Annotated in this window: 17 protein-coding genes; 12 read left to right on the forward strand and 5 right to left on the reverse strand. The window is 43.7% G+C overall.

The window, feature by feature from the left end; translation table 11 throughout:
- Positions 1 to 22: 22 nt before the first annotated feature.
- The 8 genes from LKO26_RS04550 (at position 23) to LKO26_RS04585 (ending at position 7,299) form a co-directional block, all read left to right on the forward strand.
- A complete protein-coding gene (locus LKO26_RS04550; protein WP_227586660.1) occupies positions 23 to 886 on the forward strand; it encodes a DUF58 domain-containing protein in 864 nt (287 codons plus the stop codon).
- A gap of 61 nt (positions 887 to 947) precedes the next feature.
- Positions 948 to 1,823, forward strand: coding sequence for a BatD family protein (locus LKO26_RS04555; protein ID WP_410681511.1), 876 nt, complete (start codon positions 948 to 950; stop codon positions 1,821 to 1,823).
- Positions 1,824 to 1,833: 10 nt separating this feature from the next.
- Positions 1,834 to 2,838, forward strand: a complete 1,005-nt coding sequence (locus LKO26_RS04560; protein ID WP_227586662.1) for a VWA domain-containing protein — start codon at positions 1,834 to 1,836, stop codon at positions 2,836 to 2,838.
- A 20-nt stretch (positions 2,839 to 2,858) separates the two neighbouring features.
- Complete coding sequence (locus tag LKO26_RS04565; RefSeq protein ID WP_227586663.1) at positions 2,859 to 3,875, forward strand: vWA domain-containing protein; 1,017 nt, start codon at positions 2,859 to 2,861, stop codon at positions 3,873 to 3,875.
- Between the two features lie 100 nt (positions 3,876 to 3,975).
- Positions 3,976 to 4,713, forward strand: coding sequence for a tetratricopeptide repeat protein (locus LKO26_RS04570; RefSeq protein ID WP_227586664.1), 738 nt, complete (start codon positions 3,976 to 3,978; stop codon positions 4,711 to 4,713).
- The gene (locus tag LKO26_RS04575; RefSeq protein ID WP_227586665.1) at positions 4,713 to 6,437 is read left to right on the forward strand and encodes a BatD family protein; all 1,725 of its coding nucleotides are present in this window, start codon (positions 4,713 to 4,715) and stop codon (positions 6,435 to 6,437) included. Before LKO26_RS04570 ends, LKO26_RS04575 begins: the two co-directional genes overlap by 1 nt.
- 43 nt (positions 6,438 to 6,480) lie before the next feature.
- The gene (locus LKO26_RS04580; protein ID WP_227586666.1) at positions 6,481 to 7,077 is read left to right on the forward strand and encodes a MarC family protein; all 597 of its coding nucleotides are present in this window, start codon (positions 6,481 to 6,483) and stop codon (positions 7,075 to 7,077) included.
- 9 nt (positions 7,078 to 7,086) lie between these two features.
- Positions 7,087 to 7,299: a hypothetical protein gene (locus LKO26_RS04585; protein WP_227586667.1), complete on the forward strand. Its 213-nt coding sequence runs from the start codon at positions 7,087 to 7,089 to the stop codon at positions 7,297 to 7,299.
- On the opposite strand, the gene LKO26_RS04590 is transcribed toward LKO26_RS04585, so the two are convergent.
- The 5 genes from LKO26_RS04590 to LKO26_RS04610 all read right to left on the reverse strand — a co-directional run bounded on the left by LKO26_RS04590 (position 7,271) and on the right by LKO26_RS04610 (position 11,648).
- Positions 7,271 to 8,254 carry a chorismate-binding protein gene (locus LKO26_RS04590; protein WP_227586668.1) on the reverse strand — a complete coding sequence of 328 codons (984 nt, stop codon included), beginning with the start codon at positions 8,252 to 8,254 and terminating at the stop codon, positions 7,271 to 7,273. The genes LKO26_RS04585 and LKO26_RS04590 overlap by 29 nt on opposite strands.
- On the reverse strand, positions 8,254 to 8,688 hold the full coding sequence (locus tag LKO26_RS04595; protein WP_227586669.1) for a PaaI family thioesterase: 435 nt from the start codon (positions 8,686 to 8,688) through the stop codon (positions 8,254 to 8,256). The genes LKO26_RS04590 and LKO26_RS04595 overlap by 1 nt, the downstream gene beginning before the upstream one ends.
- 67 nt (positions 8,689 to 8,755) lie before the next feature.
- Positions 8,756 to 9,328 carry a 1-acyl-sn-glycerol-3-phosphate acyltransferase gene (locus tag LKO26_RS04600; RefSeq protein ID WP_227586670.1) on the reverse strand — a complete coding sequence of 191 codons (573 nt, stop codon included), beginning with the start codon at positions 9,326 to 9,328 and terminating at the stop codon, positions 8,756 to 8,758.
- Positions 9,329 to 9,613: 285 nt separating this feature from the next.
- Positions 9,614 to 11,272, reverse strand: a complete 1,659-nt coding sequence (locus LKO26_RS04605; protein ID WP_227586671.1) for a PspC domain-containing protein — start codon at positions 11,270 to 11,272, stop codon at positions 9,614 to 9,616.
- Positions 11,273 to 11,276: 4 nt separating this feature from the next.
- On the reverse strand, positions 11,277 to 11,648 hold the full coding sequence (locus LKO26_RS04610; protein WP_227586672.1) for a PadR family transcriptional regulator: 372 nt from the start codon (positions 11,646 to 11,648) through the stop codon (positions 11,277 to 11,279).
- Between the two features lie 296 nt (positions 11,649 to 11,944).
- Between LKO26_RS04610 and LKO26_RS04615 the strand changes: the two genes are divergently transcribed.
- The 4 genes from LKO26_RS04615 to LKO26_RS04630 all read left to right on the forward strand — a co-directional run bounded on the left by LKO26_RS04615 (position 11,945) and on the right by LKO26_RS04630 (position 15,072).
- Positions 11,945 to 12,487, forward strand: a complete 543-nt coding sequence (locus LKO26_RS04615) for an NADPH-dependent FMN reductase (protein WP_227586673.1) — start codon at positions 11,945 to 11,947, stop codon at positions 12,485 to 12,487.
- Between the two features lie 84 nt (positions 12,488 to 12,571).
- A complete protein-coding gene (locus tag LKO26_RS04620; RefSeq protein WP_227586674.1) occupies positions 12,572 to 13,669 on the forward strand; it encodes an AI-2E family transporter in 1,098 nt (365 codons plus the stop codon).
- A 64-nt stretch (positions 13,670 to 13,733) separates the two neighbouring features.
- Complete coding sequence (locus tag LKO26_RS04625) at positions 13,734 to 14,135, forward strand: DoxX family protein (RefSeq protein ID WP_227586675.1); 402 nt, start codon at positions 13,734 to 13,736, stop codon at positions 14,133 to 14,135.
- Between the two features lie 154 nt (positions 14,136 to 14,289).
- A complete protein-coding gene (locus LKO26_RS04630) occupies positions 14,290 to 15,072 on the forward strand; it encodes a TIGR00266 family protein (RefSeq protein WP_227586676.1) in 783 nt (260 codons plus the stop codon).
- The last annotated feature ends 20 nt before the right edge of the window (positions 15,073 to 15,092 follow it).

Here is a 15,092-nt window from a genome sequence, read left to right on the forward strand (position 1 = left end):
TATTGATAAAAAGTTTTTTGCCTTGAACATTCAGGACATCATCAAAAAAGTGAAACAGATCGAAATCCGGACTCGTAAAAAGTCGGAAGCGACACTTATGGGCCAGTATCACAGTGCTTTCAAGGGACAGGGGATGACCTTTTCGGAGGTGCGGCCTTACCAGTCCGGAGATGAAATCCGGAGGATTGACTGGAATAAAACTGCCCGTTTTCGTGAGCCGTTTGTAAAAGTGATGGAAGAGGAGCGCGAGCTGACCATGATGTTGCTGGTAGATATCTCTGCCTCTATGGATTATGGAACCAAAACGCAGCTCAAGCGTGAATTTGTAGCCGAAATTGCTGCCAGCCTTGGTTTTTCGGCAGCAGGAAATAATGATAAAGTGGGCCTGATTCTTTTTGCCGATAAAGTATACAAGGTCATCCCGCCGCAGAAAGGAAGAAAGCATATTTTGGCCATTATCAGTACGATTCTGAGTGCAGATTACATTCCTGCTCCCGCCAGGATGGAGGTGGCCCTGGAGTATATGATGAGTGTCTTCAAAAAGAAATCGCTGGTGTTTATGTTTTCCGATTTTGGCGATGATTATGATGTGAAAATGCTGAGAATAGCATCAAAGAAACACCAGGTACTGGGAATGCGCATTTCCGATGAAAAGGATAATGAAATTCCGGATGTGGGGTACGCTTTGTTCCGTGATGCCGAAACCGGCCGCGAATTCTGGGCAGATACCTCTTCCAAGCGATGGCGGTATGATTTTGCAGAAGAACAGCTCCGCCGGCAGAAACAAGTACGGGAAGATTTTGAGGCGGCCTCTGCAGGTTTTATGAGTATGCAGACCGGTGATGATTATTCCCGGCACCTCTACCAGTATTTCCGCCGGAAGTGAAGGATGTAAAGAGTATATTACAAGATAATACCTGAAAAATTTGAAACGAATATATACATTAATGGGCCTGTTTCTGAGTCTGGCAGTATGTGCCCAGACCCTGGGATCGCGGCTGGATAAAACAACGCTGGCTCTGGGCGAAGTGGGAACCTATACCGTGTACATTTCCGGATTGCTGGATAAAGAAGTGAAAGCGGCACCGCCCAATGAATTGTTGCCTTATCACTTTGAAGAGATTTCAGATTCGGTCTCCGTGACTCCGGAGCGCTATGAGCGGATTGTTACTTTTGCCGTTTTCGAGGAGGGGACTTACCATATTCCGGCGCTGGAATTTGATATAGACGGCACCATTCAGAAAACCATTCCCTACGAAGTAGAAGTCATCAATACCGCTACCAAAGAGGACGAAATAAGTGACATCCGCAATAATAAAACCGTAGAACTAAAGGTGCTGGATTACTGGCAGATGTATAAGTGGTACATCATCGCTTTTATCGCATTAATCATTCTCATCATCCTGTTTGTCCTGGCAAGAAATTTATCTAAAAAACGGAAAAGCTCACCCGTGCTCATGACCAATAAGACGCTGAAAGAACTGGATCAGCTGCGGAAAAAGAAATTCATAGAAAATGGTGATTACCGTTCATTCTATGTAGAACTGATTGATATTTCACGAAATTTCATTACCAGACAGTATCATATTCCGGCAGATGTGTTGCTTACCGATGATCTGATTGCAGTCATCAGGGAGACCAACAGCATTGTTCCGGAAAACGAAAAAGTGGTGGAAGAGGTTTTCCTGCGGGGGGATATGGTGAAATTTGCCAAAACTTTTCCTTCGGAAACTACTATGGAAAAAGATTTTAATGACATCCGCGAATTTGTAAAGAAATCCGCAAAAGATATTGAAGCAGAACAGCTGAGAACCGGCGTTTAGAGGATTGCGTATGAAGATAGAAGCATTTAATTTTGAGTTTTTCAGCCCGTATTTTCTGTTGCTGTTTTTGCTGTTTATTCCGATTTTGATCCGGGATTTGCGCAAAAAGAAACAAGCCGGAATTACGGTGCCGGTTTCTGCCGGGATGAAGGAGAGTCCGGGAATTGCCGTGGTTCTTTTTCTGCTGAAAATTACCAAATACCTGCTGCTCTCTGCCCTGATCATTGCCATGGCCAGACCCCGGACTTTTACCATATCCCAGGACCGGGATGAAACCAAAGGGATTGATATTATGCTTTCTGTGGATGTGTCGCTCAGTATGCTGGCCCGTGATCTGGATCCTGACCGGTTGACGGCCTTACAGAAAATTGCCATAAGATTTGTGGAGCAGCGTACCAGTGACCGCCTGGGGCTGGTGGCTTATTCCGGTGAAGCGTTTACCAAAGTGCCGGTCACCTCGGATCATCAGGTGGTCATAGACGAATTGTCGTCGCTGGATCCGCTGGAATTACAGCCGGGAACGGCAATTGGGGAAGGACTTTCTGTGGCGGTAAACCACCTGAAAGACAGCCGGGCCAAAAGTAAAATCATCATTCTGATGACGGATGGGGTCAATACCATTCAGAACGCCATGGATCCGCAGATTGCGGCACAGCTGGCCGTGGGAACCGGAATCAAGGTCTATTGCATTGGAATTGGTACCAATGGTTATGCGCTGATGCCAACCGCAATTGATCCCTTTGGAGATCTGGTGTTCACAGAAACGCAGGTGACCATAGATGAAGAAACCCTGAGTGAAATAGCGCAACGAACCGGCGGGCAGTACTTCCGGGCGACCTCCACAGAATCGCTTCAGCAGGTGTATGATGAAATCAATCAACTGGAAAAATCAGATAATAAAGTGTCCAAAACCTATAATTATCAAGAGTATTTCCGGTATTTTCTGTGGTTTGCATTGGGCATTCTGCTGCTGGACGCCTTATTGCGCTGGGTCATGTTTAAATTTCTGAGTTAATAAAAACGGAACGATAGATTGTGAATATAACAGATTTTTCTCTTGGTAATTACTGGTACTTGCTTTTGCTGGTGCTTCTTCCGGTGCTGGGAGTGGTCATTTCCCGGTATCTGAAATGGAGACAAGGGGCCAGAGCGGCCTTTGCAGAGCATCGCTTTCAGGAGTCACTATTCCCGAAGAATTCGCGCTTTACCCGGTTTCTGCCATTACTGTATTTCACGGCATTTTTATTTCTCATCATTTCAATTATTGACGTACTGGGCAGGAACGAGCAAAAGGAAACCACCCAGAAGATGAATCAGGTCATTTTTCTGCTGGATGTATCCAATTCTATGAATGCAGAAGATATACCACCCAGCCGGATGACCATGGCCAAAAATATCATGATCCGTACGATGGAGCAGATGACCAATGACCGGGTGGGTATTGTTGTTTTTGCTGGAGAAGCGACCTCCATTATGCCGCTTACTACGGATTATGCTGCTGCAGAAACCTATATCGGTGCCATAGATCCCGATATGATGAAGATTCAGGGTACAGACTTTCTGAAGGCCATGGAAGAGACCGCACGTAAATTTAAAAATGTAGCCAAGGGTTCCCGTAAAGTGGTCCTCATCAGTGACGGAGAAGACAATGAAGGGAATGATGAACGGGCCATACGCCTGGCAAAAAATGAAGGCATTTCGGTCATTTCTGTAGGAGTCGGAACCGAGCAGGGCGCGCCGGTGCCTGAATATCTTTTCGGGCAGCTGATGGGATACAAGATAAACCGGATGGGAGAGACCGTTATTTCCCAAAGACAAACGAGAGCACTGGAAAAAATAGCCTCTTCTACGGGCGGGACTTATATAGACGGTAATGTGCTGGTGGATGCTGTTCTGCAAATTGGTGATGCGCTGAACCGCAAACCTTCATCTGCTGCAATTACCGTTCAGTCCCAGAACCGGGTCCACTATTACCAGTATTTTCTGGCAGTTTCAGTGTTCCTGTTTTTCCTGATTTACCTGCTGAATTCGCGCCGGGATCTCAATATCTGATGAATTTTCCCCTCATAATCAGTCTTTTGAAGCGTATTTAACCAAAATTTAACGCTTTGCCTTGTTTTTTATTAACAAATAAACAAATATTTTTGCATCTATGGACATCAAAGGCTTATTGATTATTATGGTAATGCTTTTCGGAGCGGGCACTGCCCATGCTCAGAAGAGCTATAATGCTTTGATGTATGAAGGCAATAAGCTCTTTGAGGAGCAAAAATTCGAGGCTGCTGCTTCCAGGTTTATGGAAGCAGCAACCCGGGATGAAGGAGGTTTCGATGCAGCTTATAATTTGGGAAATGCACTGTACAAAAGCGGTATGTATGCCGAAGCAGCCGCTGAGTATGAAAAAGCGAATAAGGCTGCCACTACATTGCAGGATAAAGCTGCGGTTTTGCACAATTTGGGCAATGCTGCCATGCAGATGGAACAACCGGATAAAGCCGCTGAATATTATAAACAATCCCTGAAACAAGAGCCGGGGAACGAAGCCACACGCAAAAATTATGAAATTGCAAAACTGAAAGAAAAACAACAGGAACAGCAGCAACAAAATGGCGGCGGCGGGGGCGAAGGTCAGCAGAAACAAGACCAGCAGGGAGCTGGTGAGGAGCAGAAAGATGGCGCCGGAGGAACAGGGAAAGGTCCTGAAAATGAGGGCGACAATCAAGACGGAAACCGCACAAATAACAATAAAGATAACACAAACGGGGCGTTGCCCGAAGGTACACAAAATGCAATCCTGAACCGCGTTTCTGACAAAGAAAGGGAAACCGCAAAAAGGATTCTGAATAAAAATTCCTACTCAATGCCCGAGAGTAATGAGAAGGATTGGTGATGAAAAAAATTTATAACATACTTCTTCTTTTTGCGTCAGTGTTTTCATTTGCGCAGGTGAATCTCCTGGTAGAAACCGAGAGAAATCAGCGCGATTACAAAGAAAATGATGAAGTAGTGGTCAATATCCTCCTGGAAATTTCTGGACGCGATATGAATCAGCAGACCCCGCTGCGCATGTTTGATACATCCAAATTTGATGTGGTAGCCAGTGGTTCAGATCAGAATACCTTTGTGGATTCCAAAACCGGATTCCGGGTAAACCGCACCCACTATCAGTATGTGCTGAGACCCAAAAAACCCGGCAAGCTGAAAATAGGCTCTGCTTCAGTTATCATCAATGAAAAACTTTACTATACCGAACCGTTTGATATTTATGTAACGGAATCTGAATCCCGCCCTGTTGGTGCCAAAGATTTGCATGATGTTTTCCTCAATGTGGAGATAGAGGAACGCGAAGTGTACATCAACCAGCCTACAGTAGCGGTTTTACGTGCGTATTCCAAAAATTTTGATAACTTCAGGAAGGTAAGGAATATCCAGCTTCCCCAGCAGGAATTGGTGAGTATAGAACAGATCAGCAGCAAAAAGTCCGAAATTGAACCCGCCGGTAACACCGCTTCTCAGATTTTGGGAGTGTTTCTGGTGTATCCGGAAGAAAGCGGACGTCTGGAACTGGCTCCTGCCTATGCCGGCCTTTCCGGCAGTAAAAAGAAAATTCATTCTAATAAAGTCAAACTCAAGGTAAACAGTTTGCCGGCAAATGCACCGGCCGAATATAAAAATGCAGTAGGCGTTTTCGATGTGTCCATGGACGTGGAAAAAGAAAAGGCAGAAGTACAAAAACCGCTGAATGTTACCTTAAAGGTAAGCGGAACCGGTAATTTTAACAATCTTACCTTGCCCGAAATTTTGCCTTCTGATGATTTCAAGGTTTTCGCCCCTAAAATTTCAAGAAATTTAAAAGCTACAGCGGAAGGCATTACCGGCGAAGTGGCCATTAAATATATCCTGATTCCAAACAAATCCGGAAACCTGGAAATATCAACCAGTCTTTTTTCCTATTTTAACCCTGCCGAAAATCACTACGTGGAACTGGGCAGCAAATCACATCTGCTGGAAATTGCAACGCACGAAGAGATTCTGGCTTCCAAAACAACGCTGGAGCGGGTGAATGACTACACCAATACGGTGCTGGAGCGCGTAGATAGTCCGGTGCTGAAAACCACTACCTTGAAGGTTGAAAACTCCGGACTCAACTGGAAGACCATCTGGATGAATGTGGGGATTATTGTGCTGGGACTGGCCGGTGTTTTGCTGTTTCGCCGCATCAAAAGAAACCGTACTGCGAGTGGAAAGCCGGAGCATAAAACCGGGAGTCTGGGTTCCGTACAGGAAACCGAAAACGAATTGCGGGCCGCTCATCAGGTAGAAATTCAGGATCATATTGCTTATCTGAAAACAATGAAGAATACCCCCGAATCAGAACTTATATTCAGTTCCGTGGCAGAACTGGATGCAGAGGTGCAAAAGCAGCATGGAGTAAGCAGCAGTGAGGAATTGCGTGCCGTAATACAGCAAAAATACGGAGATCAGCTGGCGGAAGATTACCGGTTGTTGCAGCAGAAAATCCAAATGGAAAGATATGTTCCCGTCCATACCGGCGAGAGTCTCCAGGATTTGGTGGAAACTGCGGTTAATTTTTATTCACAAATTAATAAGTAAATAAAAAATATTCATAATTTTGCGAAATTAATAATTTGCAGTTATGTTTGAACATTTCTCATGGCGTGAGATTCTGACCTGTAGTATGGTTTTGTTTGCAGTAATCGATATTGTAGGATCCATTCCTATTATTGTAAGCCTGAAGAAAAAATTTGGTGCCATAGAAGCTGAAAAGGCGGCTACAGTAGCGGGTGTTATCATGATCATATTCCTGTTCGTGGGGAATACCATCCTGAAATTTATTGGGGTAGATGTGAATTCTTTTGCCATTGCCGGTGCGTTCGTCATCTTTATTATTGCGCTGGAAATGATTCTGGGAGTTCAAATTCAGCGGAATACTGAAGCTACTTCTGCATCCATAGTGCCGATTGCATTCCCGCTGATTGCCGGAGCCGGTACCCTGACTACCACCTTGTCGCTGAAGGCAGAATATCACGATATCAATATCATTTTCGGGATTGTGCTCAATACCATTTTTGTGTACATTGTATTGCGCTCTGCCAACTGGCTGGAGAGAAAAATGGGCACTGGTACTCTGAAGGTTATCGAAAAAGTCTTCGGAATTATCCTTTTGGCGATCTCTATTAAATTATTTACAGCTAACTTTGCACAGCTATTTCAAACCTATGTTCATTTTTAAAACATCATCATGCAGCTGTATTATAAAATATTCTTAGTAGTATTCGTTATTTTTATTGGCCTTAACCTTTATGCCACGGACTGGAGTCTGGGATTCTTACATGACGAAAATTCAAAATTTGTGTTTTCTGTTGCAGCCGCAGTCATTGGTCTGATCCTGGTGTTTGTGCTTCATACCTGGAGCAAACTGAAGGTTAATCAGAAACAAGGTTCTTTAAAATAGCGTCAGCTTTCAGCTCGGTTTCCTTCCATTCCTTACCGGTATCGCTTTTTGCGGTAATTCCGCCGCCTGCATACAGGTGCGCATGAGTTTTTGTGAACCGGGCACATCTCAGGTTGACAAAATAGCTGATGTGCTTTGCAGTTTCAATGCGGATATAACCGGCGTAGAAAGACCGGTCATGCTTCTCAAAAGTAGCGATGGCCTCCCTGCAGAATTCTTTTGGAATTCCGCATACAGCCGGTGTGGGGTGCAGATCTGCAATAAGACGGTCCAGTTCACCTCTGCGGATTTCCGCACGAAAATCATTGCGCAGATGTTTGATGCTTCCGGAAATGTGGTCGTAGGTTTCTGAAACCTGTACCTGTTCAGCATACCTGTTCAGAATGCCCTGTACATAATCTGTCACCGGTTTTTGTTCCTCTGTTTCCTTGGTAGTCCAGGCCTCTTCTACAGGTAGTGTCCCGGCCAAACTCATGGTTCTGAAAGCCGCTGTATCTTTATCAAATTGTCCCAGAAGTTCTGAAAAAGCACCCATCCAGCAATGATTTCCATCATTAAACACATACACAAACGCATTGGGATAGGCACTTGCAATTTTCTGAAAGGACTGCACCAGATTTATAGATCCCGATGCTGACAAATCCGTGTACGGAACAATTTTCTCTCTGGAAATGACCAGTTTTGGAAGTTGATGTGCTTTGATGAAATCAATCACCTGACGAAGGTTCTTCATGTACGTATCCCGGGACTGCGGCTCACTGAATGCTGCCGGTTCGGGGAAATCCGCAATATGGAGGGTGAATCCGGAAAGCTCGTCCGGATGAACTTCTTTCATGATGCCTCTGAAGTCCAGCGTCTTTTCATTATCAAAAGAAACAAAAGTAACCACCGGCTCCTCAGACCCGGATTCTATGGTGTAAAAAGTTTCCTCATAAGGAAATTTGAACAGAATCATCAGTTGAGTTTGCTGTGCGGGATAATATTATTCGTCATAGTGGTGTGGTTAATGAGATTGCCCTTCTCATCACGGATCTCAATCTGCGACACGTGCACCGTATTGCCTTTCCGGATAAAAGTTGCGACACCCGTTACAATTCCCTGGCGGATGGCCCGCAAATGATTGGAGTTGATATTGGTGCCAACCGGCGCATATTTCTCCAGATCCACATGAATCACAGAAAGACAGGAGCCTAAAGTTTCTGCCAGAGAAACGCTGGCGCCGCCATGTAAAATTCCGTAAGGCTGGTGTACTTTGGGCATTACCGGCATTGTAGCCGTCAGAGAATCTTCTGTGACATCTGTAAAAACAATATCCAGAGTTTTTCCCAAATTATCGGTAGTCCACGTATTTAACCGGTCTAATATTTCTTTTCTTTTTGCTTCATCCATTTTTGATATAATATAGTTTAATGTATTGTTATTTAATATTTTAAGTATAATTAAATTAAGTTTTACTTCAGGTGAAGTCCGGGTTCCAGTTCTCCGGAACTTTAGGCACAATCTGATGTTCAATATAATAGGCTCTGATGACTTCCAGTACTTCTTCGTAAGTCATCTCTTTCAATTTTTCATAGGGAATGGTGTAGCCGAGGTAAATGATTTTTTTGCCAAAATCACCAACACCGAGTACTATGGGAAGTTTGGCTTCCAAAGCCATATAGTAGAATCCTTTTCGCCATTTCGCCACTCTGCTGCGGGTACCTTCGGGGGTAATCACGAGGCTGAAACTGTCTTTTTCAAATTCACGGGCTACAAATTTTACCAGATCATTTTTCTGAGAACGGTCTATCCCGATTCCGCCCAATCCTTTTACTAAACTACCGTACCAGGCTTTGGTATGGGCATCTTTAATAATGATTTTCAGTGGTTTCTCCATTTGCCAGTAGGCGAAATTACCCAGTATATATTCCATATTATGGGTATGGGGTGCGATGACCAGGATACAGCGGTCAAAAATATCTTTGTCCCCGTGGAGTACTACCTTCCAGCCCAGTAATTTCAGTGCAAGTCTGCCGATGAATTTTTTCATGAATCTCTACATTATTAATATAAAAAAAAGCATAACCTGCCCGGTTATACTTTACAAATATATTGAAATATTGACGTGCTCTAAAATAAACTGCTGATTAAATTAGCAATTTTCATTACGATTTCCAGAACGAGTTGTACCATGATTTTGTGATTTAATTTGGTGAAACGAATATACGATATTTTTTTGAAACTGAGTATTTTATGATTATTTTTTCAGAATCCCATATATTCTGAAAAAACAGATGTCCGGGCTAAGCTGCTGAACGGACATCCGTTACACAATTTATTCAGTTTTTATAGAGATTTCTTTTTCTCCTTTTTTAATGGAGATGTTGACATTTTTAATACTGTCTGAATCAAAACCCAGATCCTTAATCATATTTTCGGCCTCAGTTTTTGAAACTTTTTTACCATTGACAATGATGGAATCATGCTCGCCAGACTGTATGGTAACGGTATTCTGTGAACTGCCCGCAGTTTGGGCCGTGTCTTCTGAATGATCATCCAGATAGAAGCCCCGTTCGTTATTCAGCGCAATGACCTTCATGTGTTTGGGAACCACCAGTTCATAATCCACCCGGTAATCCCGGAAACGGTATTCATACGGATAAGAAATATAGTTGGGGAACATGAGCTTATTTCCTGAAATTTCCACCGGAATTTGTACTTTCAGCGGCAGGTTATAGCCGTCTGCTCTTTTTCTGATCTCCAGGTAAGGGGCTTTCACGTCTTTTCTGCTTACATCAATATCCGGATAGTCCTGTTTGTAGATGGTTTTGCCGTCAGAAAACACATTGGCCCAATACGATTTAAAATTCTGCGGGATGCTTACTTTTTTCACATCCACAAGCAGGGAATCCGAACTGGTGTTAATGGCAATGTTCTCTGTTTCTTCATTATGACCGCTGAATTGTGTGGCATAGCGCACGGCACTGAATCCGCCAAAGGCCGCCAGCCCGATCCAAAGAATAACCAGTGCTCCGAAAACGTAGCCTGCATTGTTCAGTTTGGTGCGGGGCGAGAATAATTTCAGCGCAATAAAAAGAAAAATAAGGGCCGGGATAAAGACGGTAAGGAATGCCAGGGAAATAAGCAGGATTCCGGCATTATTCTCCTGAAGATAAAAACGGACATTCTCGAAGAAATCTACGTTACTGCCGTCATAAACGCCAAACATGGCAAACGAACCAATGAGCAGAGACAGACCCATGATGGCAAAAATAGTCCCGAAAATATACCGGAATGCATTCCAGATGCCATTGCCGGCATTATTGATGGTGGTACGGTTCTCCTGATAAATTTCACCTACTTTCTGGGTAGATTCATTGGCAAACTGTACAATTTTGGAAGACTCTTCCTTCAGGGTGTCAAAATTTACCGGCTTACCCTTCATTTTCAGATAGTCGGAAGCCGTCTGCGCCTTTGGGAGCACAATCCATAACACAATGTACAGCAGCACGATAAAGGAGGTAGAGATGGCAAACGTGAGGAAGATGTCCATCAGAATCAAGCCCAGCAATATGGCCCGCAGCAGAGTGACATCTATACCGAAGTAATGAGCCATACCGGCGCACACCCCACCAATTTTTGCACGGGACGGATCACGGAACAACTGACGGCGGTTACGGTGGTCACTGTATTTTCCGGAAGCCTTCGTGGTTTTTTCGGAGAAATAGGTTTCTTCCTGCTCTTCAATCTGCTCCGGTCTCCCCAGTTGGGCAATTACTTTTTCTACATCATCATTGTTCAGCACATCACGTCTTCCCAAAGAATCTCTGAAGATTTCTACCATCCGGATTTCGATATCGTGCATCACCTCATCTGCCTCGTCGGCACCCAGGGAATTGCGCAGCGCATCCAGATAGTCGCTGAGTTTTATATAGGCGTGTTCCTCTATGGTAAAAGAGAAGCCGGCCAGTCCTATAGAAAGTGTTTTGTTCATAATTTTAAGAATTAGGACTCAACGATCGGTCAGAATCATCGGTCGGGTTATTGCTTTTGGTGATTTGGTTTACAGACTCGTTCAGTTCTCTCCAGGTGGTGGCCAGTTCTGCAAGGAAAAGATTTCCTTTCTCAGTAATCTGATAGTATTTTCTGGGCGGGCCACCGGTAGATTCTTCCCAACGGTACGAAAGAAATTCGCCGTTTTTCAAGCGGGTGAGAAGGGGATACAAGGTGCCTTCCACCACATCCAGTTTTCCTTTCTTAAGCTCGTCAATCAGGTCAGAGACATACATCTCCCGCTCATTGATCAGACTCAGAATGCAGAATTCCAGAATTCCTTTGCGCATCTGCGCTTTAGTGTTTTCGGTGTTCATTGGTTCTGATAGGGTTTTAAATTGTTAAAGTTGCTTTTTTTATACTACCCTCAACTTTACGATACAAAGATATGTAAAAATAATAGTAGTATGCAATACAAAGTAGTAAAATAATTTTAGTAATCCTATTATATCATTGATTGTCAGTTATTTAAATTTAATTAAACTTCTAGAATGTGATTACGAAGGAAAAATAAAGTTGTTAATTTTTGTTCAAAAGCACTAAATCTTAACCTAAATCAATTGAAGATAGGATCAGCTTCTGTAACTTTGATAAAATTTAAAAACAGAATATTATGGCAAAGAAAATAGCAGTATTAGTAGGAAGCCTCCGCAAGGAATCTGTAAACAGAAAGTTGGCGCTTGAGTTACAAAGACTGGCATCAGATGGTCTAGAACTTGAAATTGTGGAAATTGGTAATCTTCAGCATTATAATCAAGATTTTGATGCCAACCCGCCACAGGAATGGGTGAGTTTCCGTGAGAAAATTAAATGCTCAGATGGAGTGCTTTTCGTTTCACCTGAATATAACAGAACCATTCCCGGAGTTTTGAAGAATGCAATAGACGTGGGGTCCAGACCTTATGGTCAGGGCGTATGGGCCGGCAAACCCGGTGGGGTCATGACTTCATCTCCCAGCGGAATAGGGGGTGCCATAGCCAATCATCATATTCGCCAGGCACTGGTATTTATTGATGTGCCGGTGATGCAGCAGCCAGAAGCTTATATTGCAGATGCTTTCGGAATCTGGAACGAAGACGGGACCGCCGTAGCGGAAACAGAGAAATTTCTGAAGTCGTGGATTGATGCCTATGAATCGTGGGTAAACAAATTTTAACTCCACTTCAATATTTGATAAAACTGAACTGAAAATACCGCAGTTCAGTTTTTTTTTGGATACATTTGAGCAAGAAAATATCTTATGCAAAATCTTTTCAAAAAACTCACAGTGCAGCGGGGGCTGATCATGCTCACCATCCTGCTGGTCATTATTATCATCTTTGAACTTCAGTATTTTCTATCCGGATTTCTGGGTGCGGTGGCACTGTATGTAGTCACCCGTAATTTTTTTCTGAAACTTGTAGAAAGAAGAAGGTGGCACAACGCACTTGCGACCTGGACCGTACTGCTCATGATCGTGGTGTCCTTCGGGGTTCCCATATGGATTATTCTTGAAATTTTAATTCCGCAGATTAATGAACAGATCAAAAATCCGCAGGAAATTACAGAGAAGTTTCAGCCGGTCATCCGCTGGGTTCAAAATAATGAACTGATTCAGCGATTTGATTTTCAGATAGATAATCAGCAAATTATCAACATTGTGAACCGGGTTATCGGTTATGTTCCGTCTACCCTGAACTGGGTGGGACAGCTTTTTGCCAATATTTTCGTAGCGCTCTTTATCCTGTATTTTATGCTGATGAGCAACCGCAAAATGGAAGCCGCTATAGTGGAAATGTTGCCTTTCAACGATTCTGCCAGGAAATTTTTCATCAAACAAAATCTGGATCTGATCCGTTCCAATGCGTACGGAGTTCCCATTCTGGCATTCAGTCAGGGAATTATCGCCATCATCGGATACATGATTTTCGGGGTGGAAAATGCCGTATTCTGGGGTTTAATGACAGGGCTGGCATCCGTGATTCCGTTAGTGGGAACCATGGTGATCTGGATTCCCATCTGTATTTATCAGATTGCTACGGGAAATGTAAACGGCGGCCTCATGCTTTCCCTCTATTGTTTTATCCTGGTGGGCGGTATAGATAACGTGCTGCGCTTCACCCTGCTGAAGAAAATGGCAGACATTCACCCGCTCATTACAGTATTTGGGGTATTGCTGGGTCTGCAGATGTTCGGGGTTATGGGGCTGGTCTTCGGGCCATTGCTGCTGTCGCTGCCGGGAATTATATATGCGGTATATAAAATAGAACGCAGAGAAAGAGTTCCGGAGGCTATTCTCACAGAAAGTCAGGAAGATGCGGTTAATGAAGCCATCTCTGATGATGATGTGGTCATCTGATTTCTTAGCATAGATCAATTTACAATCTGTTTCACCGGTGTATTTTTGTTAAAAATTTTAAGTTATGGGAAAAAATAACGATTTAGGAGTGATGATTCTGCGGGTAGCTTTAGGTTTTCTGATGTTGCTGCACGGCATTGCCAAAATTCAGCATGGTACCGGATTTATAGAAGGTGTATTTGAGCAGAATGGTCTGCCCAAATTCTTTGCCTACGCAGTATATATAGGTGAAATTATTGCACCGCTGATGCTGATTGTTGGTTACAGAACACGGCTGGCTTCTGTTTTACTGGGCGGGACCATGGTGGTAGTGGTACTCACCGCAGCTATGGACAAACTGGGTCAGCTTACAGAAGTAGGTGCATGGGCCATAGAGGTTCAGGCACTGTTTTTCTTTGGAGCACTGGCATTGTTTTTCACCGGAGGAGGTAAATTTTCAGCCTCTGTAAAAAGTAAATGGGACTAATCATAGTGGGAACCGGTAGCAGGTTCCGGTTTTTTTAATAGTTTATTGTGGAACGGCAGACGGTGGTCTGTCGTTTTTTTATTGTAACAATTGAGGCGGGTTTTGCACTAATCTTATTAACTTTAACCTTTCAAAAACCTATAATATTAAAAAAATGAATAATCACGAAATCGACTATCAGATTCACGGCGAAGAAATGCAATGTGTAGAAATAGAACTGGATCCGCAGGAAAGTGTCATTGCAGAGCCCGGAAGTTTTATGATGATGACCGATGGGATACAGATGGAAACCATGTTTGGTGACGGCAATGAAAAAGGTCTCATGGGCAAGTTGTTTTCTGCCGGTAAGAGAATGCTCACGGGTGAAAATCTTTTTATGACCGTCTATTCCAATATTTCTCAGCAGAAAAGACAGGTGTCTTTTGCAGCACCGTACTCGGGAAAAATTATTCCGCTGGACCTTGCGGCCCTTGGCGGTAAGGTGATATGTCAGAAAGACAGTTTTCTGTGTGCAGCCAAAGGGGTTTCGGTAGGCATTGAATTTCAGAGGAAACTCGGAACCGGACTTTTCGGTGGCGAGGGGTTCATCATGCAAAAACTGGAAGGAGACGGCATGACGTTTGTGCACAGCGGAGGTCATGTGATTGAAAAAGAACTGCAAGCAGGTGAAATTCTGAAAATTGATACCGGATGTATCGTGGCATTTACGCAGAACGTACAATATGATATTCAGTTTGTAGGGGGAATTAAAAACACCATTTTTGGTGGCGAAGGACTGTTTTTTGCACAACTTCGCGGCCCCGGCAAGGTGTGGATTCAGACACTTCCTATTTCCAGACTTGCCGGCAGAATTCTGCAGTACGGCAGCGGGAAGAAGGGGGAAGAAGGCAGTGTCCTCGGTAAACTGGGCAATCTGCTGGATGGCGACGGTTTTTAGACCTCTTCGCAGAATTAAAT

The sequence above is a fragment of the Chryseobacterium sp. MFBS3-17 genome (genome assembly GCF_020687745.1).
Taxonomy (GTDB): Bacteria; Bacteroidota; Bacteroidia; order Flavobacteriales; family Weeksellaceae; genus Marnyiella.